General features: G+C 66.6%; 29 protein-coding genes. 21 read left to right on the top strand and 8 right to left on the bottom strand.

The window, feature by feature from the left end:
* The first annotated feature begins 98 nt into the window (after window positions 1-98).
* From K2L43_RS01475 to K2L43_RS01490, 4 genes are all read left to right on the top strand, one after another.
* Window positions 99-314 carry a CsbD family protein gene (locus K2L43_RS01475; protein ID WP_011803720.1) on the top strand — a complete coding sequence of 72 codons (216 nt, stop codon included), beginning with the start codon at window positions 99-101 and terminating at the stop codon, window positions 312-314.
* Window positions 315-390: 76 nt separating this feature from the next.
* Window positions 391-969, top strand: coding sequence for a hypothetical protein (locus tag K2L43_RS01480; RefSeq protein WP_012655346.1), 579 nt, complete (start codon window positions 391-393; stop codon window positions 967-969).
* Window positions 970-1,117: 148 nt separating this feature from the next.
* Entirely contained in the window at window positions 1,118-1,624 is a 507-nt protein-coding gene (locus K2L43_RS01485; RefSeq protein WP_220638364.1) for a hemerythrin domain-containing protein, read from the top strand.
* A 179-nt stretch (window positions 1,625-1,803) separates the two neighbouring features.
* Window positions 1,804-2,736: a sensor domain-containing diguanylate cyclase gene (locus tag K2L43_RS01490; protein ID WP_012655348.1), complete on the top strand. Its 933-nt coding sequence runs from the start codon at window positions 1,804-1,806 to the stop codon at window positions 2,734-2,736.
* Window positions 2,737-2,739: 3 nt separating this feature from the next.
* Here K2L43_RS01490 and K2L43_RS01495 read toward each other — a convergent pair whose 3' ends face one another.
* Window positions 2,740-3,378: a MarC family protein gene (locus K2L43_RS01495; protein WP_011803724.1), complete on the bottom strand. Its 639-nt coding sequence runs from the start codon at window positions 3,376-3,378 to the stop codon at window positions 2,740-2,742.
* Window positions 3,378-4,124 carry an SDR family oxidoreductase gene (locus K2L43_RS01500; RefSeq protein ID WP_220638365.1) on the bottom strand — a complete coding sequence of 249 codons (747 nt, stop codon included), beginning with the start codon at window positions 4,122-4,124 and terminating at the stop codon, window positions 3,378-3,380. The genes K2L43_RS01495 and K2L43_RS01500 overlap by 1 nt, the downstream gene beginning before the upstream one ends.
* Window positions 4,125-4,231: 107 nt before the next feature.
* Here K2L43_RS01500 and K2L43_RS01505 point away from each other — a divergent pair, with 107 nt between their 5' ends.
* Window positions 4,232-4,921 (top strand): dienelactone hydrolase family protein, encoded by a 690-nt coding sequence (locus K2L43_RS01505; protein WP_011803726.1) that lies wholly within the window; start codon window positions 4,232-4,234, stop codon window positions 4,919-4,921.
* An 87-nt stretch (window positions 4,922-5,008) separates the two neighbouring features.
* On the opposite strand, the gene K2L43_RS01510 is transcribed toward K2L43_RS01505, so the two are convergent.
* The 6 genes from K2L43_RS01510 to hemB all read right to left on the bottom strand — a co-directional run bounded on the left by K2L43_RS01510 (window position 5,009) and on the right by hemB (window position 12,316).
* Entirely contained in the window at window positions 5,009-6,577 is a 1,569-nt protein-coding gene (locus tag K2L43_RS01510) for a DHA2 family efflux MFS transporter permease subunit (RefSeq protein WP_220638366.1), read from the bottom strand.
* Between the two features lie 10 nt (window positions 6,578-6,587).
* Window positions 6,588-7,796 carry an efflux RND transporter periplasmic adaptor subunit gene (locus K2L43_RS01515; protein ID WP_041836155.1) on the bottom strand — a complete coding sequence of 403 codons (1,209 nt, stop codon included), beginning with the start codon at window positions 7,794-7,796 and terminating at the stop codon, window positions 6,588-6,590.
* A gap of 35 nt (window positions 7,797-7,831) precedes the next feature.
* A complete protein-coding gene (locus K2L43_RS01520) occupies window positions 7,832-9,385 on the bottom strand; it encodes an efflux transporter outer membrane subunit (protein WP_220638367.1) in 1,554 nt (517 codons plus the stop codon).
* A gap of 58 nt (window positions 9,386-9,443) precedes the next feature.
* Complete coding sequence (locus K2L43_RS01525; RefSeq protein WP_088887839.1) at window positions 9,444-9,959, bottom strand: MarR family winged helix-turn-helix transcriptional regulator; 516 nt, start codon at window positions 9,957-9,959, stop codon at window positions 9,444-9,446.
* Window positions 9,960-10,063: 104 nt separating this feature from the next.
* A complete protein-coding gene (locus K2L43_RS01530) occupies window positions 10,064-11,269 on the bottom strand; it encodes a magnesium transporter CorA family protein (RefSeq protein ID WP_220638368.1) in 1,206 nt (401 codons plus the stop codon).
* Between the two features lie 36 nt (window positions 11,270-11,305).
* On the bottom strand, window positions 11,306-12,316 hold the full coding sequence (gene hemB, locus K2L43_RS01535; protein ID WP_220638369.1) for a porphobilinogen synthase: 1,011 nt from the start codon (window positions 12,314-12,316) through the stop codon (window positions 11,306-11,308).
* Between the two features lie 94 nt (window positions 12,317-12,410).
* Here hemB and K2L43_RS01540 point away from each other — a divergent pair, with 94 nt between their 5' ends.
* From K2L43_RS01540 to rpsS, 16 genes are all read left to right on the top strand, one after another.
* The gene (locus K2L43_RS01540) at window positions 12,411-13,190 is read left to right on the top strand and encodes a ligase (protein WP_255580509.1); all 780 of its coding nucleotides are present in this window, start codon (window positions 12,411-12,413) and stop codon (window positions 13,188-13,190) included.
* A gap of 210 nt (window positions 13,191-13,400) precedes the next feature.
* Window positions 13,401-13,829, top strand: coding sequence for a CopD family protein (locus tag K2L43_RS01545; RefSeq protein ID WP_047350410.1), 429 nt, complete (start codon window positions 13,401-13,403; stop codon window positions 13,827-13,829).
* Window positions 13,830-13,926: 97 nt separating this feature from the next.
* Window positions 13,927-15,024, top strand: a complete 1,098-nt coding sequence (locus K2L43_RS01550; RefSeq protein WP_220638370.1) for a VanZ family protein — start codon at window positions 13,927-13,929, stop codon at window positions 15,022-15,024.
* A 9-nt stretch (window positions 15,025-15,033) separates the two neighbouring features.
* Window positions 15,034-15,375, top strand: a complete 342-nt coding sequence (locus tag K2L43_RS01555; RefSeq protein WP_011803736.1) for a ferredoxin — start codon at window positions 15,034-15,036, stop codon at window positions 15,373-15,375.
* A gap of 83 nt (window positions 15,376-15,458) precedes the next feature.
* Window positions 15,459-16,106, top strand: coding sequence for an alpha/beta hydrolase (locus tag K2L43_RS01560; RefSeq protein WP_220638371.1), 648 nt, complete (start codon window positions 15,459-15,461; stop codon window positions 16,104-16,106).
* A 79-nt stretch (window positions 16,107-16,185) separates the two neighbouring features.
* The gene (locus K2L43_RS01565; protein WP_012655359.1) at window positions 16,186-17,349 is read left to right on the top strand and encodes a D-alanyl-D-alanine carboxypeptidase family protein; all 1,164 of its coding nucleotides are present in this window, start codon (window positions 16,186-16,188) and stop codon (window positions 17,347-17,349) included.
* A 150-nt stretch (window positions 17,350-17,499) separates the two neighbouring features.
* The gene (gene rpsL, locus K2L43_RS01570; RefSeq protein ID WP_003059441.1) at window positions 17,500-17,877 is read left to right on the top strand and encodes a 30S ribosomal protein S12; all 378 of its coding nucleotides are present in this window, start codon (window positions 17,500-17,502) and stop codon (window positions 17,875-17,877) included.
* Between the two features lie 170 nt (window positions 17,878-18,047).
* On the top strand, window positions 18,048-18,521 hold the full coding sequence (gene rpsG / locus K2L43_RS01575) for a 30S ribosomal protein S7 (RefSeq protein WP_011803739.1): 474 nt from the start codon (window positions 18,048-18,050) through the stop codon (window positions 18,519-18,521).
* A 155-nt stretch (window positions 18,522-18,676) separates the two neighbouring features.
* Window positions 18,677-20,785, top strand: coding sequence for an elongation factor G (gene fusA / locus K2L43_RS01580; RefSeq protein WP_220638372.1), 2,109 nt, complete (start codon window positions 18,677-18,679; stop codon window positions 20,783-20,785).
* 183 nt (window positions 20,786-20,968) lie between these two features.
* Entirely contained in the window at window positions 20,969-22,159 is a 1,191-nt protein-coding gene (gene tuf, locus K2L43_RS01585) for an elongation factor Tu (RefSeq protein WP_011806991.1), read from the top strand.
* A 27-nt stretch (window positions 22,160-22,186) separates the two neighbouring features.
* On the top strand, window positions 22,187-22,498 hold the full coding sequence (rpsJ, locus tag K2L43_RS01590; RefSeq protein WP_003059431.1) for a 30S ribosomal protein S10: 312 nt from the start codon (window positions 22,187-22,189) through the stop codon (window positions 22,496-22,498).
* A 250-nt stretch (window positions 22,499-22,748) separates the two neighbouring features.
* On the top strand, window positions 22,749-23,423 hold the full coding sequence (gene rplC / locus K2L43_RS01595) for a 50S ribosomal protein L3 (protein WP_011803742.1): 675 nt from the start codon (window positions 22,749-22,751) through the stop codon (window positions 23,421-23,423).
* Window positions 23,423-24,043 carry a 50S ribosomal protein L4 gene (gene rplD, locus K2L43_RS01600; RefSeq protein ID WP_011803743.1) on the top strand — a complete coding sequence of 207 codons (621 nt, stop codon included), beginning with the start codon at window positions 23,423-23,425 and terminating at the stop codon, window positions 24,041-24,043. Before rplC ends, rplD begins: the two co-directional genes overlap by 1 nt.
* Window positions 24,040-24,354, top strand: coding sequence for a 50S ribosomal protein L23 (gene rplW, locus K2L43_RS01605; protein ID WP_011803744.1), 315 nt, complete (start codon window positions 24,040-24,042; stop codon window positions 24,352-24,354). The genes rplD and rplW overlap by 4 nt, the downstream gene beginning before the upstream one ends.
* Window positions 24,355-24,357: 3 nt before the next feature.
* On the top strand, window positions 24,358-25,182 hold the full coding sequence (gene rplB / locus K2L43_RS01610; RefSeq protein WP_011803745.1) for a 50S ribosomal protein L2: 825 nt from the start codon (window positions 24,358-24,360) through the stop codon (window positions 25,180-25,182).
* A gap of 10 nt (window positions 25,183-25,192) precedes the next feature.
* A complete protein-coding gene (gene rpsS / locus K2L43_RS01615) occupies window positions 25,193-25,471 on the top strand; it encodes a 30S ribosomal protein S19 (RefSeq protein ID WP_011803746.1) in 279 nt (92 codons plus the stop codon).
* The last annotated feature ends 4 nt before the right edge of the window (window positions 25,472-25,475 follow it).

Below are 25,475 nucleotides of genomic sequence, written 5' to 3' on the forward strand. Positions count from 1 at the left end.
GGGCACCTGCCTAGAGTCCATTCATCGCCTCGCAATGCCCGGCGCCATACAGGGGCCAGGCAGGCGATCCCTCAACAACCGCTACAGGAGAGTGACGTATGAACGAAGACCGCATTGAAGGCAACTGGAAGCAGTTCAAGGGCAAAGTGAAGGAGCAATGGGGCAAGCTGACCGACGACGACCTGGACGTCATCGCCGGCAAGCGCGACCAGCTGCTGGGCAAGCTGCAGGAGCGCCATGGGCTGGCCCGGGAGGCAGCCGAGGAACAGCTCAAGGGCTGGGAACAGCGCAACCCCGACTTCCGCTACGACTGACGCAACGCGCCGCAGGGGCACGACTCGCGCGCCCTGCGGGATCCAATTTCCATCACATTCATCTGGAGGACATTCCATGAAAAACGCACGCAATCTGCTGGCCCTGGCGGCCGCTGCCCTGATGGCCACTTCGGGCATGGCCATGACCAAGGAGGAATACAACGCCGGCAAGGACCGCATCGGCGCTGACTACAAGGCCGCCAAGGCGCAGTGCGACACCCTGCAGGGCAACGCCAAGGACGTCTGCATGAAGGAGGCCAAGGGCCGCGAGAAGGTGGCCAAGGCCGAGTTGGAAGCCCAGTACAAGCCCAGCGACAAGGCCACCTACAACGTGAACGAGGCCCGTGCCGACGCTGACTATGAAGTGGCCAAGGAAAAATGCGACGACCAGAAGGGCGACGCCAAGGACATTTGCGTGAAGGACGCCAAGGCCGCCCATGTGGCCGCCAAGGAAAACGCCAAGGTGCAGCGCGCGCAGGCCAAGCCCGCCGACTCCACCGCCGAGAAGCGCGCCGATGTCGCAGAGGCCAAGAAGGACGCCGCAGAGGCCCAGCGCGAAGCCAACTACAAGGCTGCGAAGGAGCGCTGCGACACCATGAGCGGTGACGCCAAGGACAAGTGCGTGGCCGATGCCAAGCGCACCCACGGCCAATAAACCGGCAAACACGTGCAGCCCCGCCTCTGGCGGGGCTTTTTTTGTCCCCCACCAGCGGCACCGACATGACATGTGTCAATACCGCCGGTGGCGGTTTTTCTTAAGCTCGCGCCGCTTCACAACGCCGCACAGGAAGGAAAGACCGCCCATGGCCGCATTGCAATGGTCCGAGGAACTCGCACTGGATCTGCCGCAGATGGACCACACGCACCAGGAATTCGTGGCACTGCTGCAGGCCGTGGAGAGCGCCGATGACGCGGCGCTTATCGGTGCCTGGGAAGACCTGGTGGCGCACACCGACGCCCACTTCGCCCAGGAGGACCGCTGGATGCAGGCCACCCGCTTTGCCGCGGGCAACTGCCACAGCACGCAGCACCAGGTGGTGCTCAAGATCATGCGCGAGGGCACCGACCGCGCGCGCCAGGGCGAGCTGCATGTCCTGCGCGAGATGGCTGCAGAGCTGGCCGTATGGTTCCCCCAGCATACGGACGCCATGGACGCGTCCCTCGCCCAGCACCTGCGCCGCGTGGGCTTCGACCCCGCCACGGGCAGCGTGCAGAAGCCGGGCGCGCTGCCCGACGATCTGATCCACGGCTGCGGTGGGGCCTGCTCTTCGGGTGACGACACCCCCGCCCAGCCCGCCGCCGTGGCCTGAACGATCGGCCGGCTCAGCAGAACTGCAAAACTGGGGCGGTGCGGCGCCGCGCCGGGTGCGTGTGGCGCGTGGCGACAGGTTGTGCCGGAGTGGCGCGGCGTGGCGTCCCGCGCCCGCCACGGCCGCTGTCGCGTCGCCCTGCTAAGCTTGCTGCGTTTTCACGGCCAGCCGGAGCCCCCATGACGCCGCATGAACCACCCGAAAGCGCGCTTTATCGCACCCTGCTCGAATCCACGCGCGCCATTCCGTGGAAGATCGACTGGGCCACGGCGACCTTTGCCTACATCGGCCCGCAGATCGAGGACCTGCTGGGCTGGGCGCCCACCAGCTGGCGCACCGTGCAGGATTGGGCCGACCGCATGCACCCCGACGACCGGGACCGGGTGGTCAACTTCTGCATTTCGCAATCCCAGTCGGGCGTGGACCACGAGGCGGACTACCGCGCGCTCACCACAGGCGGGGATTACGTGTGGATCCGCGACGTGGTGCATGTGGTGCGCGACTTGCAGGGCAATGTGGTGTCGCTCGTGGGCTTCATGTTCGACATCACCGAGCGCAAGCAGAACGAACACCAGCTGCTGCAACTGCAGCAGGAGCTGCAGGAACTGTCATTCCGCGACGGGCTCACGGGCGTGAACAACCGCCGCAAGTTCGACGCGGTGTACGAGCGCGAATGGCAGGAGGCGCAGCGCACCGGAGAGCCGCTGTCGCTGCTGATGTTCGATGTGGATTTCTTCAAGAGCTACAACGACCAGTACGGCCACGTGGAGGGCGACGAGTGCCTGCGGCGCGTGGCCCGCGCGCTGCAGCAGGCCGCCCACCGCCCGCGCGACTGCCTGGCGCGCTACGGGGGCGAGGAGTTCGTGCTGCTGCTGCCCGGCGCGGATGCATCTTCCGCGCGCGCGGTGGCGCAGCGCTGCATGCAGGAGGTGGCCCACGCCGGTATCGTCCATGCGGCTTCGCCCCTGGGCCAGCAGCTCACGGTGAGCGTGGGCATGGGCACGGCCCTGCCCGGCACCCAGGATGACTCCAAGCGGTTCCTGGAAACGGTGGACCGCTGCCTTTACCGTGCCAAGCACGCGGGGCGCAACCGCATCGAGGCCACGGCCTGACCGCTATGAACGCGCGGCCAGCACCGGGAACAGCTTGCTCAGCCCGTCGGCCATCACCTCCACGGCCAGCGCCGCGAGGATCAGCCCCATGAGCCGCGTCATCACGTTGATGCCCGTCTTGCCGAGCACGCGCTCGATGGGCTCGGCCAGTGCAAAGCACAGCGCCGTGGCCGCGCCCACCACCACGCCGTAGCCCACCAGCGCCAGGTGCTGCCAGATGCTCTGCGCGCGGTCGGCGTAGATCACCACGGTGGACATGGCCGCCGGCCCCGTGAGCAGCGGGATGGTCAGCGGCACCACGGCGATGCTGCTGCCCGCGGCCGCCTTCTCGGCGCCCTGCTCCAGCTCGTGGGTGTGCGGCTTGGCCTCGGCCGGCTGCGCATTGAGCATGTTCATGGCGCTGATCAGCAGCAGCATGCCCCCGCCCACCTGGAAGCTCTGCAGCGAGATGTTGAAGAAGTCCAGGATCTGCAGACCGACAAGCGCGCAGGCCGCGATCACGCAAAACGCGCTGAACGCCGCCACCTGGACGGTGCGCCGGCGCTGCGCGGCGTTGAAACCGCTGGTGTAGTGGATGAAGAACGGCACGATGGCCAATGGATTCACGATGGCCAGCAGCGTGATGAGCGGCTTCAAGTCCATCAGCGGCCCCCGGCAATGTCCATGAGCGTGGCCGAGGTGTAGCTGGCCGCGTCCGACATCAGCCACACGATGGCCTCGGCCACTTCCTCGGGCGTGCCGCCGCGCTCCATGGGCACCTGGCCTGCCAGGTCGCGCACGCGGTGGGGCAGGCCGCCGCTGGCGTGGATATCGGTGTCGATCAGGCCGGGGCGCACGGCATTCACGCGGATGCCCTCGCCGCCCACCTCGTGCGCCAGGCCTATGGTGAGCGTGTCCAGCGCGCCCTTGGACGCCGCATAGTCCACGTATTGATGGGGCGCACCCAGCCGGGCCGCGATGCTGGACACGTTGACGATGCTGCCGCCGGCGCCGCCATGGCGCGTGCTCATGCGCAGCACCGCCTCGCGCACGCAGTAGAAGGCGCCCAGCACGTTGATGCTGAACATGCGCCGCAGGCGCTCGCCGTGCATTTCGTCCACGCGGGCAGGGCGGTCCACCACGCCCGCGTTGTTCACCAGTGCCGTGAGGCGCCCCAGGCGGTGGTCCACGGTCTCGAACAAAGTCACTACGTCGGCCTCCACCGCCACATCGGCCTGCACCGCGATGGCGCGCCCGCCCGCGGCCTCGATCTGGCGCACCACGCCGTTCGCGGCTTCGGCGTGGCGCAGGTAGTTGATGGCCACGGCCCAGCCGCGCTGCGCGGCCAGTACGGCGGCGGCAGCGCCGATGCCCCGGCTGCCGCCGGTGATCAGAACAATCTTGTCCATGTACGGGTGACTCCTGCAAGAATGGCGCATTGGAACAGGTTTGCGGCGCTGACGCGTATCGTCCACGCGCCTGCATTCCCTTCGCTCAACGCCTCGGGAGACACGACATGGGACAGTGGGTGGACCTTACCGCCAGCGACGGATTCACGGCCCCCGCCTGGGTGGCGCGCACCGACGGCGCGCCGCGCGGCGCGGTGGTGGTGCTGCAGGAGATCTTCGGCGTCAACGCCCACATCCGCGCCGTGACCGACCGGCTGGCCATGCGCGGCTACCTGGCGGTGGCGCCGTCCACCTTCGCGCGGGTGCAAAAGGGCGTGGACCTGGGCTACAGCGATGCCGACATGAAGGCCGGCCGGGCACTCAAGGCCGCCGTGGAGGGGTTGCCCGCGCCGGGCGTGATGCCCGACATCCAGGCCGCCATCGACTATGCCGCGCGGCACAGCGACTGCAAGGTCGGCGTGGTGGGCTTTTGCTGGGGCGGGCTGCTCACCTGGCGCGCGGCCTGCATGCTGCAGGGGCTGTCCGCGGCCGTGCCCTACTACGGCGGCGGCATGACCACGCCCGCCGAGGTGGCGCGCCAGCCGCGCGTGCCGGTGCTGGCGCACTTTGGCGAGCGCGACCAGTGGATCCCGCTGGACAGCGTGCAGGCCTTTGCCCGCGCGCACCCCGAGGCGCAGGTGCACGTGTACGCGGCGGACCACGGCTTCAACTGTGACCAGCGCGCCAGCTACGACGAGGCCGCCGCTATGACCGCGCGCGACCGCACGCTCGCCTTCCTGGCACGGCACGTCGGCTGAGATTTATAGAGAAAATCACTGCTAGCGCCCACCTGGTAAGCGCTAGCAGCTAGATTATTGATAGCGTTTTCGCATCGACATCGCCGCTCAATGCGCACCGGCCGCGGCGTCGGCGCTGCCGCTGGCAGCGCGCGTGGGGTGGGCCAGCCACACCAGTGGGATCAGCAGCAGGAACAGCAGGGCCGAGGCATAGAAGATGTCGTTGGCCGCGAGCATGAAGGCCTGCTGGTTCACCAGCCGCTCCACCTGGGCCAGTGCCTGCTCGGGCGTGAGACCCCCGGCCTGCAGGCCCTGCAGCGCCTGCGTGAAGGGCAGGTGGCCCTGGTGCAGGCCTTCGGTCAGCTGGGCATGGTGCAGGCTGGCGCGCCGCTCCCACAGCGTGGTGGTGACGGACGTACCCACCGCGCCGGCCGTGATGCGCATGAAGTTCGACAGCCCCGAGGCCGCCGGGATGCGGTCGGGCGCAATGCCCGACAGCGTGATCGTGACCAGCGGGATGAAGAAGAACGCCATCGCCACGCCTTGGATGATGGTGGGCACCATGATGGTGGCCAAATCTGCCTGGGTGTTGAAATTGGAGCGCATCCACAGCACCAGCGCAAACACCAGGAAGGCCAGCGTGGCAAAGCGGCGCGGGTCCACCTTGGCGATGTTCTTGCCCACCAGGGGCGACAGCACCATGGCCAGCAGCCCCACGGGCGCCATCACCTCGCCGGCCTGCGTGGCGGTGTAGCCCATGTACTGCTGCAGCCACAGCGGCAGCAGCACCACGTTGCCGAAGAACAGGCCGTAGCCCACGGAGGTGGCCAGCGCACCGGCCCAGAAATTGCGGATGCGAAACAGCGCCAGGTCCACCACGGGGTGGTCCTCGCCACGCTCCCAGACCACGAAGGCCACCAGGCCCACGAGCGCGACCAGGCCGCAGGCCACCACCCAGGGCGACTCGAACCAGTCGTGCTCCTTGCCGATGTCCAGCATGACCTGCATGGCACCCACCCAGATCACGAGCAGCGCGAGGCCGATGGAGTCGATGGGCAGCGCGCGCCGCTCGGTTTCGCGCTGGTGGAAGATGCCCCAGGTGACCACCACGGCGGCAATGCCCACGGGCACGTTGATGTAGAAGATCCACGGCCAGGTCATGTTGTCGGTGATCCAACCGCCCAGCAGCGGCCCCATGACCGGCGCGATCAGCGTGGTCATGGACCACATGGCCATGGCCAACCCCGCCAGCGCGCGCGGGTAGCTGGACAGCAGCAGCGACTGCGACAACGGGATCATCGGCCCCGCCACGAAGCCCTGCAGCGCGCGCGCGGCGATGAGCAGCGCCATGTTGGGCGCCAGGCCGCACAGCAGCGACGCGATCACGAACAGCGCCACGCTCGCCACGAACAGGCGCACCTGCCCGAAGCGCTGCGACAGCCAGCCCGTGAGCGGCACCGCGATGGCGTTGGCCACGGCAAAGCTGGTGATCACCCAGGTGCCCTGGGTGGGGCTCACGCCCAGGTCGCCCGCGATGGCGGGCAGGGACACGTTGGCGATCGACGTGTCCAGCACGTTCATGAAGGTGGCCGCCGACAGGGCCAGCGTGCCCCACAGCCGGGCGCTGCCCGTGAGGGGTGGCGGCGGCAGCGGCGGTGTGTGTGCGGGTGCGGTCATGCGCGTCGGCTCAGAGCGTGCCCAGGTTGGCGCGGATGATGCGCGCCACGTCGGCATCGGCGCCCTTGTCCAGCGCGTCGTACACGGCCGTGCTGGCCACCGCTTCCTTGCGCGGCGCATCGGCCAGCGCGGGGCCGCTGCGGTCCTGCGTGTCCACGCTCACGTTCATCGACAGGCCCACGCGCAGCGGGTGCTCGGCCAGCTGCCCGGCATCCAGCGCGATGCGCACGGGCACCCGCTGCACCACCTTGATCCAGTTGCCGGTGGCGTTCTGCGCCGGCAGCAGCGCGAAGGCAGCGCCCGTGCCCACGCCCAACCCGGCCACGGTGCCGGTGTATTCCACCTTCTTGCCGTAAAGGTCGGCGACGAGCGTGGCGCGCTGGCCCAGGCGCAGGTTGCGCAGCTGGTTCTCCTTGAAATTGGCGTCCACCCAGACCTCGCGCAGCGGCACGATGGTCATCAGCGGCGTGCCCGCGGCCACGCGCTGGCCCAGCTGTACCGTGCGCCGCGCAACGTAGCCGTCCACGGGTGCGGGCAGGGCGGTGCGGCGATCGGCCAGGTAGGCCTCGCGCACCTTGGCGGCTGCGGCCTGCACGCTGGGGTGCTGCGCCACGGCCACGCCCTGGGTGAGCGACTGGTTGCTGGCGAGCTGCTCGCGCGCGGCGGCCACGCCTGCCTGCGCAGCGGCCAACTGCGTGCGCGCGGTCTGCAGCTGGCTCTGCGCGTGGCGCAGTTCCTCCTGCGAGACGGCGCCCTCGCCGGTCAGGGCCTGGCGGCGGCGCAGGTCGTCCTCGGCGCGCGCGATCTCGGCCTGGGCGCGTGCGGCCTCGGCCTCGCGCAGGCGCACCTGCGCGGCCAGGGCGCTGTTGTTGGCGTACAGCGTGCGTGTCTGCCGCACGGCCTGCGCCAGGTTGGCCTCGGCCTGCTGCAGCGCCACGCGCGCGTCGGCCGGGTCCAACTGCACCAGCGCGGCGCCGGCGCGCACGAAGTCGGTGTCGTCGGCCAGGATGGACATCACCGTGCCGCCGGTCTGCGGCGTGATCTGGATGACGTTGCCCTGCACGTAGGCGTTGTCGGTGTGCTCATAGTGGCTGGCGACCAGCCAGTCGTACAGGCCCCAGGCGCAGCCGGCGAGCACGACGACGCCGGCCAGGGTGAACAGCGCCTTGCGGCGGGAAGCCTTCGACGCGGTGGAAGGGGTGGAGGGAGTTGCGGTCATGGTGGACAAGGGCAAAAAAGGGGGAGGGGGCGAATTCAGCGGGCGGCCGCCACCGTGGGGGCCGCTTGCGGGGCTTGCGCCGTGGGCGGCGGCGTGGCCGCATAGCCTCCGCCCAGGGCGCGCATCACGCCCACCTGGTTGTCCAGCCGCCGCGCGGCCAGGTCCACGGCCAGGCGGCGCTGGGCCAGCACCTGGCTTTCGGCCGACAGCACTTGCAGGTAGGTGCCCAGGCCGGCCTCATAGCGGCGCCGCGCAATGCCATAGGCGGCCTGCGCGGATTCGCCGGCCTGGCGCTGCTCCGCGATCTGCCGTGCGATCGAGCTGCTGCTGGCCAGCTGGTCGGCTGCGTCGCGCACCGCTTCCAGCAGGGCGGCGTTGTAGCTTTCGACGGCGGCGTCCCGGTCGGCCGCCTTGCCGCGCAGGTTGGCGCGCAGGCGGCCGGCATCGAAGATCGGCAGTCGCAGCGCCGGGCCCACGCCCCATTCACGGCTGCCGGCCTCGATGAAACGGTCCAGCCCCACGCTGGCCAGGCCCACGAAGGCGGTCAGGCTCACGTTGGGATAGAACTGCGCCCGCGCCACGCCCATGTCCTGGGTGGCGGCTTCCACGCGCCAGCGCGCGGCCGCCACGTCGGGGCGGCGGCCCAGCAGGTCGGCCGGCACGGCGGCGGGGGTTTCTGAAAAATGGATAGCTGCCAGCGCTTGTGGGGTCAGCGTCTGGGCCGTCTGGGGGTCTGCAATCAGCGCGCCCAGCGCGTTGCGTGCCAGGGCTTCCTGCTCGCGCAGCGCCTCGATCTGCTGGCGCGCTTCGGGCAGGGCGCCTTCGCTTTGGCGCAGCTCCAGCTGGGTGTCCAGCCCGGCCTGCACGCGCCGCTGCACCAGTTGCAGCATTTCGGTGCGCTGCTGCAGCGTGCGCTCGGCCACGGCGCGCTGGGCCTGCAAGCGTGCCAGCTGGAAGTAGCCCTGCGCCACGCGGCTCGCGAGCAGCAGGCGCGCGGCCTCGGCGTCGGCGCGCGCGGCCTGGGCCTCGCCCAGTGCGGCGGCGAGGGCGGCACGGTGTTTGCCGAAGAAGTCCAGCTCCCAGCTGCCCGACAGGCGGGCGGTTTCCACGCTACGAATGGCGCCGGCCTGGCCGGGGGGGTAGGGTCCGTTGGCGCTGTAGCGCTGGCGCGTGGCGTCCAGGCTGCCGTTGACCTGCGGGCTCTGGGCCGCGCGGGCGGTGTCGGCAAAGGCCTCGGCGCGCGCGATGCGGGCGGCGGCCTGCTGCAGCCCGGGGTTGCCTTGCAAGGCCTGGGTGATGAGCGCATCCAGCTGCGCATCGCCAAAGCTGCGCCACCAGTCGGCGGAGACCGCAGTCTGCGGCTGCACAGCAGCATCTGCGCCGGATGAGGGCGCAGCGGCCAGGCCCAGGGAGGCAGGGTCGCGCATCCGGGCATGGGAGTCGATACCCGCCATGTCGGCGCAGCCCGACAGCAGAGGCAGGGCCAGCAGCGCGACGGCCAGCGTGGCGCCATACAGCAGCGCACTGCCGCGGGGCGCGGTCGGAGGAGTGAGCGCCGGGGCGCTGGAGGGTGAGAGGTGGTTTTTCATGTTGTGGTCTCTCGGCAAAGGGCAAACGGGGCGGGCTGCAAGGCCCAGGCACTGGCGCCTATGGCCCGCCTTCTGGAGGGCGTACGTTGGCGTAGATGCGTTTCAGGAAGTCGCGCAACTGCGCCTCTTCCTCGGCGGAGAAACCCTGCAGCAGCTGGTCCTGCACCTCGCCCAGGAGGGCGGGCAGCTGGGCGGCGACGGCCTGGCCCTCTGGCGTGAGCGCGACATGCACCACGCGGCGGTCTTCCTGCGATCGCTCGCGCTGGCACAGGCCCTTGGCCTCCAGCCGGTCCAGCAGGCGCGTGAGGCCGCCCGCGTCCAGGTGGCACATGCGCGCCAGGGCCGCGGCGGTGCCGGGCGGGTCCAGCAGCAGGCGCAGCAGGGGTTTCCACTGCGCGTCGGTCAGGCCCAGGGGCTCCATGCGGCGCTCCACCTCATACCCCAGCAGGGTGGTGATGCGCCGCATCTGAAAGCCGATGCTGCGCTCGATCTCGAACGGCACCGGCAGCTCGGGGTCGGACAGCGGGCAGGCGGCATCCGCTGACAGGGGGGGCGGAATGGAAGGCGAATTCATGCCGTGTCAATAGTTGACTGATCAATTATTGTCAAAGCAGGAAAACAAAACCCTGCTGGAAACCGGGACGGCGTGGCCGTGCAGCCGTGCGTGCGGGGAAGGGGTCAGCCTTGGCCGGTGCGGGCCAGGTAGCGCTTGCGCCAGAAGAACAGGGTGAGTCCGATGGCGGTGGCGGTCATGCTGCCCATGGCCCACCAGAAGCCGTCCTGCTTGTGCACCAAGGGGATGAACTCGAAGTTCATGCCGAAGATGCCGGCGATCAGGTTCAGCGGCAGGAACACGGCGGTGAGCGCCGTGAGCGTGCGCATGATGTCGTTGGTGCGGTTGCTCTGCGCCGAGAAGTGCATCTGCACCGTGGCCTCGGTGCTTTGCTCCAGCCGGCGCACGTGGTGCACCACGCGCTCGATGTGCTCCAGCACGTCGCGGCTGCGCACCTTGAGCAGGTCCAGCTCGCGCAGGGCCGCCGGCGTGTCCGACGAGGGGGCCCAGGTCTCCAGCACCGCGCACCAGGCCTGCACGGCGGCACGCTGGTCTTCGCAGATCTCGTCGAGCTGGTGCAGGGTCAGGCGCGCGTCCATCAGGGCGCGCCAGTTGTTGAAGCGTGTGCGCGGCTGCAGCAGCTCGGCCTGCCAGTGGTCGAGCTGGCGCGACAGCTCGCGGCGCAGGTCCAGGTAGTTGTCCACGATCTGGTTGACCATGCGCAGCATGAGGTCGGCCGGGCTGGCGGGCAGGCGCGTGCCGGCCACAGGGCCGGTGCGCAGTTCACGCACCACGGCTTCGGCGGGCGTGGCGGGCGGCGCGTTGCCGTTGGGCGCCTCGGGCGGGGGCGTCGTCGTCGGAGCCGGCGGGGTGATCAGGCGCGCCGCGTAGGCATCGCGCACGGAGCAGTCGGCCGGGTGCACCGACAGCAGCACCTGGTCGAACACCGCGAAGCCCACGGGGCTGGTGTCGATGCGCCGCAGTACGGGCGGGCCGCCGCGCGCCGCCGCCGGCATGAGCGGGGCGGCCGCGGGGGCAAGCGATGCGCTCAGGCGACGCACCACCAGCATGTCGTACTGCGAGGTGTAGTCGTAATGCGAGGGCAGCTGGGCGTTGAGCAGATCGGACACGTGCAGGTCCACCAGCTGCTGGCCCGTGAGCGCCTGCAGCACGCCCTGCAGGCGCGGCAGTTCGGTGCTGAATGCCGCACGTGTGCAGGCGATCCAGTAAAAGCCCCGCGCGGGCGGCTGGGTGGGCAGCTCGGGCAGTTCCTGCGCTTGGGCGCCGGGCTGCAGGTGGAAGATGCGGATCGCCTGCGGGGTTGTGGTCAAATCGGCCTCCAGCGCTTATGGATCAAGCGCAAACAGCTATTGTTTTAATAGCAAACGCGCGGCATCCAGCGCGAAGTAGGTCAGCACGCCGTCGGCGCCCGCGCGCTTGAAGGCCAGCAGCGACTCCATCATCACCTTGTCATGGTCCAGCCAGCCATTGGCGGCGGCGGCCTTGAGCATGGCGTACTCGCCGCTGACCTGGTAGGCGAAGGTGGGCACCTTGAACTCGTCCTTCACGCGGCGCACCACGTCCAGGTAGGGCATGCCGGGCTTGACCATGACCATGTCGGCGCCCTCGGCCAGGTCCAGCGCGACCTCGCGCAGGGCCTCGTCGGTGTTGGCCGGGTCCATCTGGTAGACGTTCTTGTTGCTGCGCCCCAGGTTGGCGGCCGAGCCCACCGCGTCGCGGAACGGGCCGTAGAAGGCGCTGGCGTACTTGGCGCTGTAGGCCATGATGCGGGTGTAGATCTGGCCGTGGGCCTCCAGCGCCTCGCGGATGGCGCCGATGCGCCCGTCCATCATGTCGCTGGGCGCGACCATGTCCACGCCGGCCTGGGCATGGGTCAGGGCCTGGCCTACCAGCAGTTCCACGGTCTCGTCGTTCAGGATGTAGCCGGTGTCGTCCAGCAGGCCGTCCTGGCCGTGGCTGGTGTAGGGGTCCAGCGCCACGTCGGTCATCACGCCCAAGTCGGGGAACTCGGCCTTGAGCCTGCGCACCACGCGCGGGATCAGCCCGTCGGGGTTGAGCGCCTCCTTGCCATCGGGCGTCTTGAGCGCCGCATCGATCGACGGAAACAGCGCGAGCACCGGGATGCCAAGCTTCACGCATTCCTCGGCCACGGGCAGCAGGAGGTCCAGGCTCAGGCGCTCCACGCCGGGCATGGAGGCCACGGGCACGCGCAGGTGGGTGCCCTCGTGCACGAACACCGGATAGATGAAGTCGTGCGGCGTGAGCACGGTCTCACGCACCAGGTTGCGGGTGAATGCATCGCGGCGCAGGCGGCGCGGGCGATTGGCGGGAAAGGGGGTGGGGCTGGACAGATGCATGGCGTCGATTGTCCTTCACTCCCATGCCGGGCTCCACCCCTGCGCTCATCCTTGCGCGGGCCTGCCCGTGGCCGCTGGTGGTAGCCTGTGCCACTTGCCATCTCGCCAGGAGTGCGCCATCACCACCGCAGCACAGGAGCACCGCTGGAACCAGCGGTACATGCAAACCGCAGTGACGCGGCCCTATTGGCGCGTGTGGACTTACGAAACGCCCGCGGTGGTGCTGGGCTGCTCGCAGCGCGCCTATCTGGACGGGGCACGCGCGCGCCTGGCGCTCGGCATGGAGTTGTTGCAGCGCCCGTCGGGCGGTGGTGCGGTGCTGTGCGGCCCGTGGATGGTGAGTTGTTCGGTGGTGCTGCCGCCATCGCACCCCTGGGTGCAGGGCCGCCTGCCCGACAGCTACCAGGGGCTGGGCCAACTGCATGCGCAGGTACTGGCTCCGTGGGGTGTGGCGGCGCGGGCGCTGCCGCCCGATCAGGTTGCCGCTGCCAACGTCCGCGGCGGGCCGGTGGTGCCCTGGGCCTGCTACGGCAGCCTTGCACCGTGGGAAGTGGTGGATGTGGCCGGCCGCAAGCTGGTCGGCCTGGCCCAGCGGCGCCAGCGCGCCGGCGTGCTGCTGGTGGCGGGCACCCTGGTCACGCCCCCGGACTGGGCGTTGCTGTGCCAGGCGCTGGACCAGCAGGGCGACGAAGCTGCACTGCGCGCGCGCACCGTTTCGTGCGCCGAACTCAGTGCCCGTGCGCCGGATGCGCAGCAGATGGCCCGCGCCTTGCGCGTGGCGCTGACACAGACGCTGGGTGAAGAAGCGGGCGACGGCGCGGGCGAGGCGGCGGACGACTCCGCGCGCCAGGCAACGGCGCCGAACCGTCCCTAGCGGACGCTCCATCTTGCGCACCCTGGCGGTGGGTGCTACATTGGCCCCGGGCGGCCCCTCCGCCCCCCGCTTCACCTCCCTGAGCGGGCCCCGCTGCCTGCGACGCGGCGGGGTTTTCCGCCCGGATTTCCGGGCATTTTTTTTGCCTCATGGCGGTTCCGGGTCCCGACCGGGTCATGCAGCGCCGGCACCGCCACGTACACTGCGCCGATGCTCTGGGTCAAAGCTTTTCACATCGTCTTCGTCGCCAGCTGGTTTGCTGGCCTGTTTTACCTGCCGCGGATCTTCGTCAACCTGGCCATGGTGGCGCCCGGGTCGGTGGCCGAGCGGGAGCGCCTGCTGCTCATGGCGCGCAAGCTGCTGCGCTTCACCACGCTGCTGTCGGTCCCCGCCATCGCGCTGGGCCTGTGGCTGTGGCTGGGCTACGGCATCGGCAAGGGGCCGGGCAACGGCTGGTTGCACGCCAAACTGGCCGTGGTGCTGCTGGTGGTGGGCTACCACCACGCCTGCGCCGTACTGCTGCGCAGGCTGACTTCCAACGCGGACCAGCACAGCCACCGCTGGTTCCGCTGGTTCAACGAGGTGCCGGTGCTGCTGCTGCTGGTCGCCGTGGTGTTGGTGGTCGTCAAGCCGTTCTGAGATGCAGCGGCTGCAGCGTTGCCCGGCTTCGTTCCCTTGCAATGGGGGCGCCGCGCGGCGGGCGGCAGTGGCCACGGCACGAGGTGATTGAGAGGGCATGCACAAGACGTCCGCCTGGCCTCTGGCGCTCATCTACGCGGCGCTGATCGTCTTCGCCAGCCTGTTCCCGTTCGACGGGTGGCGCGAGCAGGGAATCTCGCCCTGGGTGTTCTTCTCGGCGCGCATCCCGCCGCCGTACTGGACCTGGTTCGACGTCAACATGAACATCGCGGGCTATGCCCCGCTGGGGTTCCTGCTGGCCCTGGCGGGCCTGCGTTCTGGCTGGCCGCGCGCGGCCGTGCCGTTGGCGGCACTGGCGGGTGCGCTGCTGTCGCTGGGCATGGAATACCTGCAGATCTTCCTGCCGCGGCGGGTGCCGTCCAACATGGACTTCGCGCTCAACGCGACCGGTGCGCTGCTGGGAGCGTTGGCGGCCGCGCTGCTGGAGCGCTTCGGGGCCATCGCGCGCTGGAGCCGCTTTCGCGAGCGCTGGTTCGTTCCGCATGCGCGCGGCGCGCTGGTGCTACTGGCGCTGTGGCCCTGGGCCCTGCTGTTCCCGGCGGCGCTGCCCTTTGGCCTGGGGCAGATGTGGGAGCGGCTGGAGGCCGCGCTCATCGACGCGCTGCAGGACACGCCGTTTCTGCAGTGGCTGCCCGTGCGCGAGGCGCCGCTGGAGCCCCTGTCGCCGGGCGCCGAGCTCATGGCCGTCGCGTTGGGGCTGCTGATCCCCTGCCTGCTGGGCTACTGCGTCATGCGCCATGCGGGGCGCCGCATGGCCTTCGCACTGGCGACGGCCGCCGTGGGCGTGGGCGTGACGGCGCTATCGTCGCTGCTGAGCTACGGGCCCACGCACGCCTGGGAGTGGCTCACGCTGCCGGCTCGCATGGGCGTGCTCGTTGCCCTGGGGGCGGTCCTGGCGATGGCGGCCGTGCCGCGGCGCGGCTGCGCGGCGTTGCTGCTGCTGGCGCTGATGCTGCACCTGAACCTGCTCAACCAGGCGCCCACCAGCGCCTACTTCGCACAGACGCTTCAGGCCTGGGAGCAGGGGCGCTTCATCCGCTTCTACGGCCTGGGGCAGTGGCTGGGCTGGCTCTGGCCCTATGGGGCACTCGCCTATGTGGTATTGCGGGTGTCGCGCCGCGATGGCGACTCCTAGAATCGTGTCATGAGCGACACCACCCCCCAGTACTACCAGCGCCACATCTTCTTTTGCCTGAACGAGCGCACGAACGGCGAGAACTGCTGCGCCCACCATGGCGCCCAGCAGGCGTTTGACCGCTGCAAGATGCTGGTCAAGCAGCAAGGCCTGATGGGCCCCGGCAAGGTGCGCGTGAACAAGGCGGGCTGCCTGGACCGCTGCGCCGGCGGCCCCATCGCCGTGGTCTATCCCGAAGGGACTTGGTACACCTACGTGGATGAGAGTGACATCGACGAGATCGTGGAGTCTCACCTCAAGAACGGCGTGGTGGTCGAGCGCTTGCTCACGCCGCCGGAACTTGGCCGCTGATTTGCGCTCACTATCCTCTTTGTAGTGTTTTGGGCTCCAGCGCTTTCCCATCCAGCGCGGGCAGCTCTTGATTGGATAGCAACGTGAATGCCCAGACCGAACGCCTGACCCTCGCGGGCGCCGCGGGCGCCATCGAGGCTGCGCGCGATGCCGCGGCCGACGGCGTACCGCCGCGCGGCGTGGCGGTGATCGCCCATCCCCACCCGCTCTTCGGCGGCACCATGGACAACAAGGTGGTGCAGACCGTGGCGCGGGCCTTCGTGGCCTGCGGCTGGACGGCCGTGCGTTTCAACTTCCGCGGCGTCGGTGGTACCGCTGGCGTGCATGACGAAGGGCGCGGTGAACTGGAGGATCTGCTGGCCGTCGTCCGCCAGGTGGCGCCCGAGGGGCCTGGCGCCGTGCCGATTGCCCTCGCGGGTTTTTCCTTCGGCGCCTTCGTCACCAGCTACGCGCTGGCGCGGCTGTGGCCCGAGCGCCCAGTGGAGCGCGCCGTGCTCGTGGGCACGGCGGCCAGCCGTTTCAAGGTGGCCGACGTACCCGCCGAGGCCCATCTGCGCACCCTGGTCGTGCACGGCGAAGCCGATGACACCGTGCCCCTGTCCGCAGTGATGGATTGGGCGCGCCCGCAGACACTGCCGGTTACGGTTGTGCCTGGGGGCGGTCATTTCTTTCACGGACAATTGCCGCTGCTCAAGGGCCTGGTCATGCGCCACCTGCAATCCGCGCCCTGACGGCTCGGCACCATTTCTCTTGTCCCGGCCATGCGGTCGGGCCGTTTCTTCTCCCGTTTCCCGAGTGCCTGTTCCCACCATGAAGTCTCTTTTGTCCTCCCTGCGAACCTTTGCCTGCGCCGCCTTGATGGCCCCCGCCATCCTCTGGGCGCAGGTGCCCCAACCGCCGGAGATCGCCGCCCGCAATTACATGCTGGTGGACGTGACGGCCGGCCAGGTGCTGGCGACCAAGGACATCGACGCGCCGGTGGAGCAGGCTTCGCTGACCAAGCTCATGACGGGCTATCTGGTCTTTGACGCACTGCGCGCCAAGAAGATCACTCTGGAGCAGCGCCTGCCGGTGAGCGAGCGCGCCTGGAAGATGCCGGGTTCGCGCATGTTCATCGATCCCAAGATGCAGGTTCCGGTGGACGACCTGCTCAAGGGCATGATCGTGCAGTCGGGTAACGACGCCACCGTGGCCCTGGCCGAAGGTGTGGGCGGTACGGTGGAAAACTTCGTGCGCCTGATGAACGAGCAGGCCAAGGCGCTGGGCATGACGAACACCGCCTACAAGAACCCCGAGGGGTTGACCGAGCCTGGCCACACCACCACCGCGCGCGACCTGGCCACGCTGGCCACCCGGCTGATGCAGGACTTCCCCGAGTACATGCACTACTACTCGACCAAGCAGTACCGCTACGAGGGCACGCCCGCCTCCAACAGCAACAACCGCAACATGCTGCTGTTCCGCGATCCATCGGTGGACGGCCTGAAGACCGGCCATACCGCCGCCGCGGGCTATTGCCTGGTCGCCACGTCCAAGCGCGAGTTTCCCAATGTGGGGCAGCGCCGCCTGCTGTCCATCGTGCTGGGGGCCGCGAGCGAGAACGCCCGCGCCAACGAGAGCCAGAAGCTGCTGAACTGGGGCTACACGGCGTTCGATTCGGTGAAGCTGTTCGACGCTGGCCAGGCTGCCGCCACGCCCGCCGTGTGGAAGGGCACGCAGAGCACCCTCAAGATCGGCCGCCCCGAAGCCATCGTGATCACCGTGCCTTCAGGCAGCGCGGGCAAGGTCACGACCGAGATCGTGCGCAAGGACCCGCTGGTCGCGCCCTTCACCAAGGGTCAGGCCATCGGCACGCTGAAGGTGAAGCTGGGTGAGCAGCAGGTGGCCGAGGTGCCCTTGGTGGCGCTGGAGGATGTGGCACAGGCCGGCATCTTCGGCCGTGCCTGGGACGCCATTCGCCTCTGGATCAAGTAATCGCCACGCTTTGGAGGCGGCTCAGCCGGGGGTTCATCGTCCCCGGATTGCCTGTCCGCTCCCAAACTGGTACATTAGAAGGCTTTTCGGAATTTCCGAAGGGTTTCACGTTTTCGCTTTTTATAGCAATTCACGTTTAGGGACGTATTAATGCCAACCATTAACCAACTCGTGCGTCAGGGCCGCACGGTCGAAGTTGTCAAATCCAAAAGCCCTGCTATGGAAAACTGCCCCCAGCGCCGTGGCGTGTGCACCCGTGTGTACACCACGACGCCGAAGAAGCCAAACTCCGCTCTGCGTAAGGTCGCCAAGGTGCGCCTGACCAACGGTTTCGAGGTGATCTCCTACATCGGCGGTGAAGGCCACAACCTGCAAGAGCACAGCGTGGTGCTGGTGCGCGGCGGTCGTGTGAAGGACTTGCCCGGTGTGCGTTACCACATCGTGCGCGGTTCGCTTGACCTGCAAGGCGTCAAGGATCGCAAGCAGGCCCGCTCCAAGTACGGCGCGAAGAAGCCCAAGGCCAAGTAAGCCTTGGACCTTTCGGTCTGAGATTTTTCGGTGCTGTTCCCGCGTGGCGCGGTGACACAGCGTAGTGACCCTAAACGCAGGTGTTCTGCGCGGGTCGAGTAAGTGGGAGTCCTGAATGGCTCTCGCGGTGCCGGGAACGGTGCCAACTGAAGCAAAGATAGAGGTAAAAAATGCCACGTCGTCGCGAAGTCCCCAAACGTGAAATCCTGCCGGATCCCAAGTTCGGCAATGTCGAGCTGTCCAAATTCATGAACGTGATCATGGAAGGCGGCAAGAAAGCAGTTGCAGAGCGCATCATTTATGGCGCCCTGGATCTGATCTCCCAGAAGCAGCCTGAAAAGGATGCTCTGGAAGTGTTCGTCACGGCCATCAACAACGTGAAGCCGATGGTCGAAGTGAAGTCCCGCCGTGTGGGCGGTGCGAACTACCAGGTGCCCGTGGAAGTGCGTCCCGTGCGCCGTCTGGCCCTGTCGATGCGCTGGATCAAGGAAGCCGCCCGCAAGCGTGGCGAGAAGTCCATGGCCCAACGCCTGGCCAACGAGCTGATGGAAGCCACCGAAGGCCGTGGTGGCGCCATGAAGCGTCGTGACGAAGTGCACCGCATGGCCGAAGCCAACAAGGCCTTCAGCCACTTCCGCTTCTAAACCAGACGGAAGTCATCAAGGGTTCATCTCTGATCACGATAAAGGCCGCAGGCGTGCACAAGCGCGCTGCGGCCTTGTGTTGATGGAGGCCCTTAAGACAATAGTCGCGCGCAGCGTGCGGCTCCGAAACCCAAGCGATCAACCAAGGATTCATCATGGCTCGCAAAACACCCCTTGAGCGCTACCGCAATATCGGTATCTCCGCACACATCGACGCTGGCAAAACCACGACGTCCGAGCGTATCCTGTTCTACACGGGCGTGACCCACAAGCTGGGCGAAGTGCACGACGGCGCAGCCACCACCGACTGGATGGAGCAAGAGCAAGAGCGCGGCATCACGATCACCTCGTCCGCCGTGACCTGCTTCTGGAAGGGCATGGACCTGTCCCGCCCTGAGCACCGCATCAACATCATCGACACCCCCGGCCACGTGGACTTCACCATCGAGGTGGAGCGTTCCATGCGCGTGCTGGACGGCGCCGTTATGGTGTACTGCGCCGTGGGTGGCGTGCAGCCCCAGTCCGAAACCGTATGGCGCCAGGCCAACAAGCACAAGGTGCCGCGCCTGGCCTTTGTGAACAAGATGGACCGCACCGGTGCCAACTTCTTCAAGGTCTACGATCAGATGAAGCTGCGCCTGAAGGCCAACCCTGTGCCCATCGTGGTGCCGATCGGTGCGGAAGACAACTTCCAGGGCGTGGTCGACCTGCTGAAGATGAAGGCCATCATCTGGGACGAGGCCTCGCAAGGCATGAAGTTCGAATACGGCGAGATCCCCGCCGAGCTCGTCGACACCTGCAAGAAGTGGCGCGAGAACATGGTGGAAGCCGCCGCCGAAGCCAGCGAAGAGCTGATGAACAAGTACCTGGAAGAGGGCGACCTGTCCGAGGCCGAGATCATCGGCGGCCTGCGCCAGCGCACCATCGCCACGGAAATCCAGCCCATGCTGTGCGGCTCCGCGTTCAAGAACAAGGGCGTGCAGCGCATGCTCGACGCCGTGCTGGATCTGCTGCCCTCGCCCGTGGACATCCCTGACGTGGCCGGTACCGATCCCGACGACGAAGAGAAGAAGCTGTCGCGCAAGGCCGACGACAACGAGAAATTCTCGGCCCTGGCATTCAAGCTGATGACTGACCCGTTCGTGGGCCAGCTGACTTTCGTGCGCGTGTACTCGGGCGTCCTGACCAAGGGTGACACCGTGTTCAACGCCGTGAAGGGCAAGAAGGAGCGTATCGGCCGTATCGTGCAGATGCACGCCAATGAACGCCAGGAAATCGAGGAAATTCGCGCTGGCGACATCGCTGCCTGCGTGGGCTTGAAGGACGTGACCACCGGTGACACGCTGTGCGATATCGAATCGCCCATCGTGCTGGAAAAAATGGTGTTCCCCGAGCCTGTGATCGCACAGGCCGTCGAGCCCAAGTCCAAGGCTGACCAGGAAAAGATGGGTATTGCCCTGTCGCGCCTGGCCTCCGAAGACCCGTCGTTCCGCGTGCGCACCGACGAAGAATCGGGCCAGACCATCATCGCCGGCATGGGCGAGCTGCACCTGGAAATCATCGTGGACCGCATGAAGCGCGAGTTCAACGTGGAAGCCAACGTGGGCAAGCCCCAGGTGGCCTACCGCGAAACCGTGCGCAAGACCGTCACCGATGTGGATGGCAAGTTCGTGCGCCAATCCGGTGGTAAGGGTCAGTACGGCCACGTGGTGTTCACGCTGGAGCCGCAAGAAGCCGGCAAGGGCTTCGAGTTCGTCGACGAAATCAAGGGCGGCGTGGTTCCTCGCGAATACATCCCTGCGGTGCAGAAGGGTGTGGAAGAAGCGCTGACCTCCGGCGTGCTGGCGGGTTACCCCGTGGTGGACGTCAAGGTGCGCCTGACCTTCGGTTCGTACCACGACGTGGACTCGTCCGAGCAGGCGTTCAAGATGGCCGCCATCTTCGGCTTCAAGGAAGCGGCTCGCAAGGCCAACCCCGTCATCCTCGAGCCCATGATGGCCGTGGAAGTCGAGACGCCCGAGGACTACGCTGGCACCGTGATGGGTGACCTGTCCAGCCGTCGTGGCATGGTGCAGGGCATGGACGACATGGTCGGCGGCGGCAAGGCCATCAAGGCCGAAGTCCCGCTGTCCGAGATGTTCGGCTACGCCACGCAGCTGCGCTCCATGACGCAAGGTCGCGCGACGTACACGATGGAGTTCAAGCACTACGCCGAAGCACCGCGCAACGTGTCCGAAGCCATCGTTGCGGCTCGCGCCAAGTAAGCCGGGCATATAAGCAAAAGAGCTGCTAACGCTTGTCCATCAAGCGCAGGCAGCTCCTGTTTTTCTAGCAAGTTTCTTGCAATCTGCGATCCGGTGCCGTCCTGTTGCACTGTGCGGGCCGAACCAGCAACCGGATGCAGACGTTAAACCCTCACACAGGCATTGCTCTTTTGGAGTTCGAAAATGGCAAAAGGTAAGTTTGAACGTACCAAGCCCCACGTGAACGTGGGCACGATCGGTCACGTGGACCATGGCAAGACGACGCTGACGGCGGCCATCGCCACGGTGCTGTCCAAGAAGTTCGGCGGCGAAGCCAAGGGCTACGACCAGATCGACAACGCCCCTGAAGAAAAGGCGCGCGGCATCACGATCAACACCTCGCACGTGGAATACGAAACGGCCACCCGCCACTACGCCCACGTCGACTGCCCCGGCCACGCCGACTACGTCAAGAACATGATCACCGGCGCCGCTCAGATGGACGGCGCCATCCTGGTGTGCTCGGCCGCTGACGGCCCGATGCCCCAGACGCGCGAGCACATCCTGCTGGCCCGTCAGGTGGGCGTGCCCTACATCATCGTGTTCCTGAACAAGTGCGACATGGTCGACGACGAGGAACTGCTCGAGCTGGTCGAGATGGAAGTGCGTGAATTGCTGGACAAGTACGACTTCCCCGGCGACGACACCCCCATCATCCGCGGCTCCGCCAAGCTGGCCCTGGAAGGTGACCAGTCCGACAAGGGCGAGCCCGCCATCCTGCGCCTGGCCGAAGCCCTGGACACCTACATCCCCACGCCTGAGCGCGCCGTGGACGGCGCCTTCCTGATGCCCGTGGAAGACGTGTTCTCCATCTCCGGCCGCGGCACCGTGGTGACCGGCCGCGTCGAGCGCGGCATCATCAAGGTCGGCGAAGAAATCGAAATCGTCGGTATCCGCGACACGCAAAAGACCACCGTCACCGGCGTGGAAATGTTCCGCAAGCTGCTGGACCAGGGCCAGGCTGGCGACAACGTGGGCCTGCTGCTGCGCGGCACCAAGCGCGAAGACGTCGAGCGCGGCCAAGTGCTGTGCAAGCCCGGCTCCATCAAGCCCCACACCCACTTCACGGCTGAGGTGTACGTGCTGAGCAAGGATGAAGGCGGCCGTCACACGCCCTTCTTCAACAACTACCGTCCCCAGTTCTACTTCCGCACCACCGACGTGACCGGCTCCATCGAGCTGCCGGCCGACAAGGAAATGGTGATGCCCGGCGACAACGTGTCGATCACTGTGAAGCTGATCAACCCCATCGCCATGGAAGAAGGCCTGCGCTTCGCTATCCGCGAAGGCGGTCGTACCGTGGGCGCCGGCGTCGTTGCCAAGATCATTGCGTAATCCAGCAAAGCACTGAAGGAATACACAATGTCCAAGCAAAAGATCCGCATCCGCCTGAAGGCATTCGACTACAAGCTGATCGATCAGTCTGCAGCCGAGATCGTTGACACCGCCAAGCGTACCGGCGCCATCGTCAAGGGCCCCGTGCCCCTGCCGACGCGCATGAAGCGCTTCGACATCCTGCGTTCGCCGCACGTCAACAAGACCAGCCGCGACCAGTTCGAAATCCGCACGCACCAGCGCCTGATGGACATCGTCGATCCCACGGACAAGACGGTGGACGCCCTGATGAAGCTGGACTTGCCGGCTGGCGTGGACGTCGAAATCAAGCTCCAGTAATCCCTTCCTGTTGCTTGCTTCGTCCCGGTCCTCGCTGAGGACCGGGCACCCCCAACGCGGACTTGCTTGTAAAAGCAGTCCGCGTTATACTTTGCGGCTTCGCGTTTTTGCGTCCAATTTTGGATGCGTGATGCGGAGTTTTATCAACCTTCTTTCGCGCACATAGGTGCAAGCCGTCGAGGCCAGCGCCCGTCGTGCAAACGTTCTGGCCAATTGAAGTCGGGGCGGCGGAAGTTTTGGAGAACAACCAATGAGTCTGAGCAACTCCCTCGGGTTGCTGGGCCGCAAGGTGGGCATGATGCGTCTGTTCACCGATGACGGGGACGCAGTGCCCGTCACGGTGGTGGATGTGTCCAACAACCGCGTGACCCAGGTGAAAACCCAAGAGAACGATGGCTACGTGTCCCTGCAGGTCACGTTCGGTTCGCGCAAGGCATCTCGCGTGACCAAGCCTGAAGCTGGCCACCTCGCCAAGGCGGGTGTTGAAGCCGGTGAAATCATCCGTGAATTCCGCGTGACCCCCGAAGTCGCAGGCAAGTACGCCGCTGGCGCTGCTGTGCCCGTGGCTGATGTGTTCGCCGTGGGCCAGAAGGTCGACGTGCAGGGCACCTCGATCGGTAAGGGCTTCGCCGGCACGATCAAGCGCCACAACTTCGGTTCGCAGCGCGCCTCGCACGGTAACAGCCGTTCGCACAACGTTCCTGGTTCCATCGGTATGGCGCAGGATCCGGGTCGTGTGTTCCCTGGCAAGAAGATGACGGGTCACCTCGGTGATGTCACCGTCACGACGCAAAACCTCGACGTGGTTCGCATCGACGAAGCACGCCAACTGCTCTTGATCAAGGGCGCTGTTCCGGGCTCCAAGGGTGGGTTCGTCACGGTGCGTCCGGCTGTCAAGGCGCAAGCTTCCAAAGGAGCGAACTAATGCAGCTCGAACTCCTGAATGAACAGGGCCAGGCGGCGTCCAAGGTGGATGTGCCCGAGACCGTGTTCGACCGTCAGTACAACGAAGACCTGATCCATCAGATCGTCGTCGCTTACCAGGCCAACGCCCGTCAAGGCACGCGCGCCCAGAAGGACCGCGAGCAGGTCAAGCACTCGACCAAGAAGCCTTTCAAGCAAAAAGGTACTGGCAATGCACGTGCCGGTATGACCTCCTCGCCTCTGTGGCGTGGGGGCGGTCGCATCTTCCCGAACCTGCCTGAAGAAAACTTCTCGCAGAAGATCAACAAGAAGATGTACCGCGCTGGCATGGCTTCCATTCTGTCGCAGCTGGCCCGTGAAGGCCGTCTGGCTGTGGTGGACTCCCTGAAGCTTGATACACCCAAGACCAAGGTCCTGGCCGACAAGTTCAAGGCCATGAACCTGCAATCGGTGATGGTGATCGCCGATGAAGTGGACGAAAACCTGTACCTGGCATCCCGCAATCTGAAGAACGTGTTCGTGACCGAGCCGCGTTATGCAGATCCCGTGTCGCTGGTGCACTACAAGAAAGTGCTCGTCACCAAGGGCGCGATCGACAAACTCAAGGAGATGTTCGCATGAGCACGCTCAAGTTTGACGAAGGTCGTCTGATGCAAGTGTTGGTCGCTCCCATCGTGTCCGAAAAGGCCACCATGGTTGCCGAGAAGTCCAACGCTGTGACGTTCAAGGTGCTGCAGAACGCAACCAAGCCCGAGATCAAGGCCGCCGTGGAACTCATGTTCAAGGTGGAGGTGAAGGGCGTTTCTGTGGTGAACACCAAAGGCAAGACCAAGCGCTTTGGCAAGACCATGGGCCGCCGCGATAACGTGCGCAAGGCCTATGTGCTGCTGAAGGAAGGTCAAGAGCTGAACCTGTCCGGGGAGGCTGCGTAAACCATGGCCGTTATCAAGATCAAACCGACTTCCCCGGGCCAGCGCGGCGCGGTGAAGATCTCGCGTGACCACCTGTACAAGGGTGAAGCGTTTGCAGGTCTGCTGGAACCCCAGTTCCAGAAGGCCGGCCGCAACAACAACGGTCACATCACCACCCGTCACAAGGGCGGTGGCCACAAGCACCACTACCGCGTGGTGGACTTCCGTCGCAACAAGGATGCCATCCCTGCCAAGGTGGAGCGCATCGAGTACGACCCGAACCGTACGGCCCACATCGCCCTGGTGTGCTACGCCGACGGCGAGCGCCGCTACATCATTGCTCCGCGCAACCTGGAAGTGGGCGCCACGATCGTCAGCGGCTCCGAGGCGCCGATCCGCGTCGGTAACACGCTGCCGATCCGCAACATCCCCGTGGGCTCGACCATCCACTGCATCGAGCTCAAGCCCGGTGCCGGTGCGCAGATCGCCCGCTCCGCTGGTACGTCGGCCACGCTGCTGGCCCGCGAAGGCGTGTACGCCCAGGTGCGTATGCGTTCGGGCGAAGTGCGCAAGATCCACATCGAGTGCCGCGCCACGATCGGCGAAGTCGCCAACGAAGAGCACAGCCTGCGCCAACTGGGCAAGGCCGGTGTGAAGCGTTGGATGGGTATCCGTCCCACGGTGCGTGGCGTTGCCATGAACCCGATCGACCACCCGCACGGTGGTGGTGAGGGCCGTACCGGCGAGGGCCGTCATGCTGTTGACCCATGGGGCAACCTGACGAAGGGCTACCGCACCCGCAACAACAAGCGCACACAAGTGATGATTGTGTCGCGTCGCAAGAAGTAAGGGCTAGCAAATGACTCGTTCTCTCAAAAAGGGTCCGTTTGTTGACCATCACCTGGTCGCCAAGGTCGAAAAGGCCATTGCTACCAAGGACAAGAAGCCAGTCAAGACCTGGTCGCGTCGCTCCATGGTTCTGCCCGAGTTCATCGGTCTGACCATTGCCGTGCACAACGGCAAGCAGCACGTGCCGGTTTATGTCACCGACCAGATGGTGGGCCACAAGCTGGGCGAATTCGCCCTGACGCGCACCTTCAAGGGTCACCCCGCGGACAAAAAAGTCCAGAAGAAGTAAGGAA

It is taken from the genome of Diaphorobacter sp. MNS-0, from assembly GCF_019602835.1.
GTDB classification, from domain to species: Bacteria; Pseudomonadota; Gammaproteobacteria; order Burkholderiales; family Burkholderiaceae_C; genus Diaphorobacter; species Diaphorobacter nitroreducens.

Excerpts from the sequence above, each read along its gene's own strand:
- rpsS (WP_011803746.1), top strand. The coding sequence starts at position 25,193 with ATGACTCGTTCTCTCAAAAAGGGTCCGTTTGTTGACCATCACCTGGTC.
- rplC (WP_011803742.1), top strand. The coding sequence starts at position 22,749 with ATGAGTCTGAGCAACTCCCTCGGGTTGCTGGGCCGCAAGGTGGGCATG.
- fusA (WP_220638372.1), top strand. The coding sequence starts at position 18,677 with ATGGCTCGCAAAACACCCCTTGAGCGCTACCGCAATATCGGTATCTCC.
- K2L43_RS01520 (WP_220638367.1), bottom strand. The coding sequence starts at position 9,385 with ATGAAAAACCACCTCTCACCCTCCAGCGCCCCGGCGCTCACTCCTCCG.
- rpsJ (WP_003059431.1), top strand. The coding sequence starts at position 22,187 with ATGTCCAAGCAAAAGATCCGCATCCGCCTGAAGGCATTCGACTACAAG.
- K2L43_RS01550 (WP_220638370.1), top strand. The coding sequence starts at position 13,927 with ATGCACAAGACGTCCGCCTGGCCTCTGGCGCTCATCTACGCGGCGCTG.
- K2L43_RS01475 (WP_011803720.1), top strand. The coding sequence starts at position 99 with ATGAACGAAGACCGCATTGAAGGCAACTGGAAGCAGTTCAAGGGCAAA.
- K2L43_RS01565 (WP_012655359.1), top strand. The coding sequence starts at position 16,186 with ATGAAGTCTCTTTTGTCCTCCCTGCGAACCTTTGCCTGCGCCGCCTTG.
- rplB (WP_011803745.1), top strand. The coding sequence starts at position 24,358 with ATGGCCGTTATCAAGATCAAACCGACTTCCCCGGGCCAGCGCGGCGCG.
- K2L43_RS01510 (WP_220638366.1), bottom strand. The coding sequence starts at position 6,577 with ATGACCGCACCCGCACACACACCGCCGCTGCCGCCGCCACCCCTCACG.
- K2L43_RS01490 (WP_012655348.1), top strand. The coding sequence starts at position 1,804 with ATGACGCCGCATGAACCACCCGAAAGCGCGCTTTATCGCACCCTGCTC.
- rpsL (WP_003059441.1), top strand. The coding sequence starts at position 17,500 with ATGCCAACCATTAACCAACTCGTGCGTCAGGGCCGCACGGTCGAAGTT.
- K2L43_RS01500 (WP_220638365.1), bottom strand. The coding sequence starts at position 4,124 with ATGGACAAGATTGTTCTGATCACCGGCGGCAGCCGGGGCATCGGCGCT.
- rpsG (WP_011803739.1), top strand. The coding sequence starts at position 18,048 with ATGCCACGTCGTCGCGAAGTCCCCAAACGTGAAATCCTGCCGGATCCC.
- K2L43_RS01505 (WP_011803726.1), top strand. The coding sequence starts at position 4,232 with ATGGGACAGTGGGTGGACCTTACCGCCAGCGACGGATTCACGGCCCCC.
- K2L43_RS01515 (WP_041836155.1), bottom strand. The coding sequence starts at position 7,796 with ATGACCGCAACTCCCTCCACCCCTTCCACCGCGTCGAAGGCTTCCCGC.
- hemB (WP_220638369.1), bottom strand. The coding sequence starts at position 12,316 with ATGCATCTGTCCAGCCCCACCCCCTTTCCCGCCAATCGCCCGCGCCGC.
- tuf (WP_011806991.1), top strand. The coding sequence starts at position 20,969 with ATGGCAAAAGGTAAGTTTGAACGTACCAAGCCCCACGTGAACGTGGGC.
- K2L43_RS01495 (WP_011803724.1), bottom strand. The coding sequence starts at position 3,378 with ATGGACTTGAAGCCGCTCATCACGCTGCTGGCCATCGTGAATCCATTG.
- K2L43_RS01545 (WP_047350410.1), top strand. The coding sequence starts at position 13,401 with ATGCTCTGGGTCAAAGCTTTTCACATCGTCTTCGTCGCCAGCTGGTTT.
- K2L43_RS01480 (WP_012655346.1), top strand. The coding sequence starts at position 391 with ATGAAAAACGCACGCAATCTGCTGGCCCTGGCGGCCGCTGCCCTGATG.
- K2L43_RS01485 (WP_220638364.1), top strand. The coding sequence starts at position 1,118 with ATGGCCGCATTGCAATGGTCCGAGGAACTCGCACTGGATCTGCCGCAG.
- rplW (WP_011803744.1), top strand. The coding sequence starts at position 24,040 with ATGAGCACGCTCAAGTTTGACGAAGGTCGTCTGATGCAAGTGTTGGTC.
- rplD (WP_011803743.1), top strand. The coding sequence starts at position 23,423 with ATGCAGCTCGAACTCCTGAATGAACAGGGCCAGGCGGCGTCCAAGGTG.
- K2L43_RS01555 (WP_011803736.1), top strand. The coding sequence starts at position 15,034 with ATGAGCGACACCACCCCCCAGTACTACCAGCGCCACATCTTCTTTTGC.
- K2L43_RS01525 (WP_088887839.1), bottom strand. The coding sequence starts at position 9,959 with ATGAATTCGCCTTCCATTCCGCCCCCCCTGTCAGCGGATGCCGCCTGC.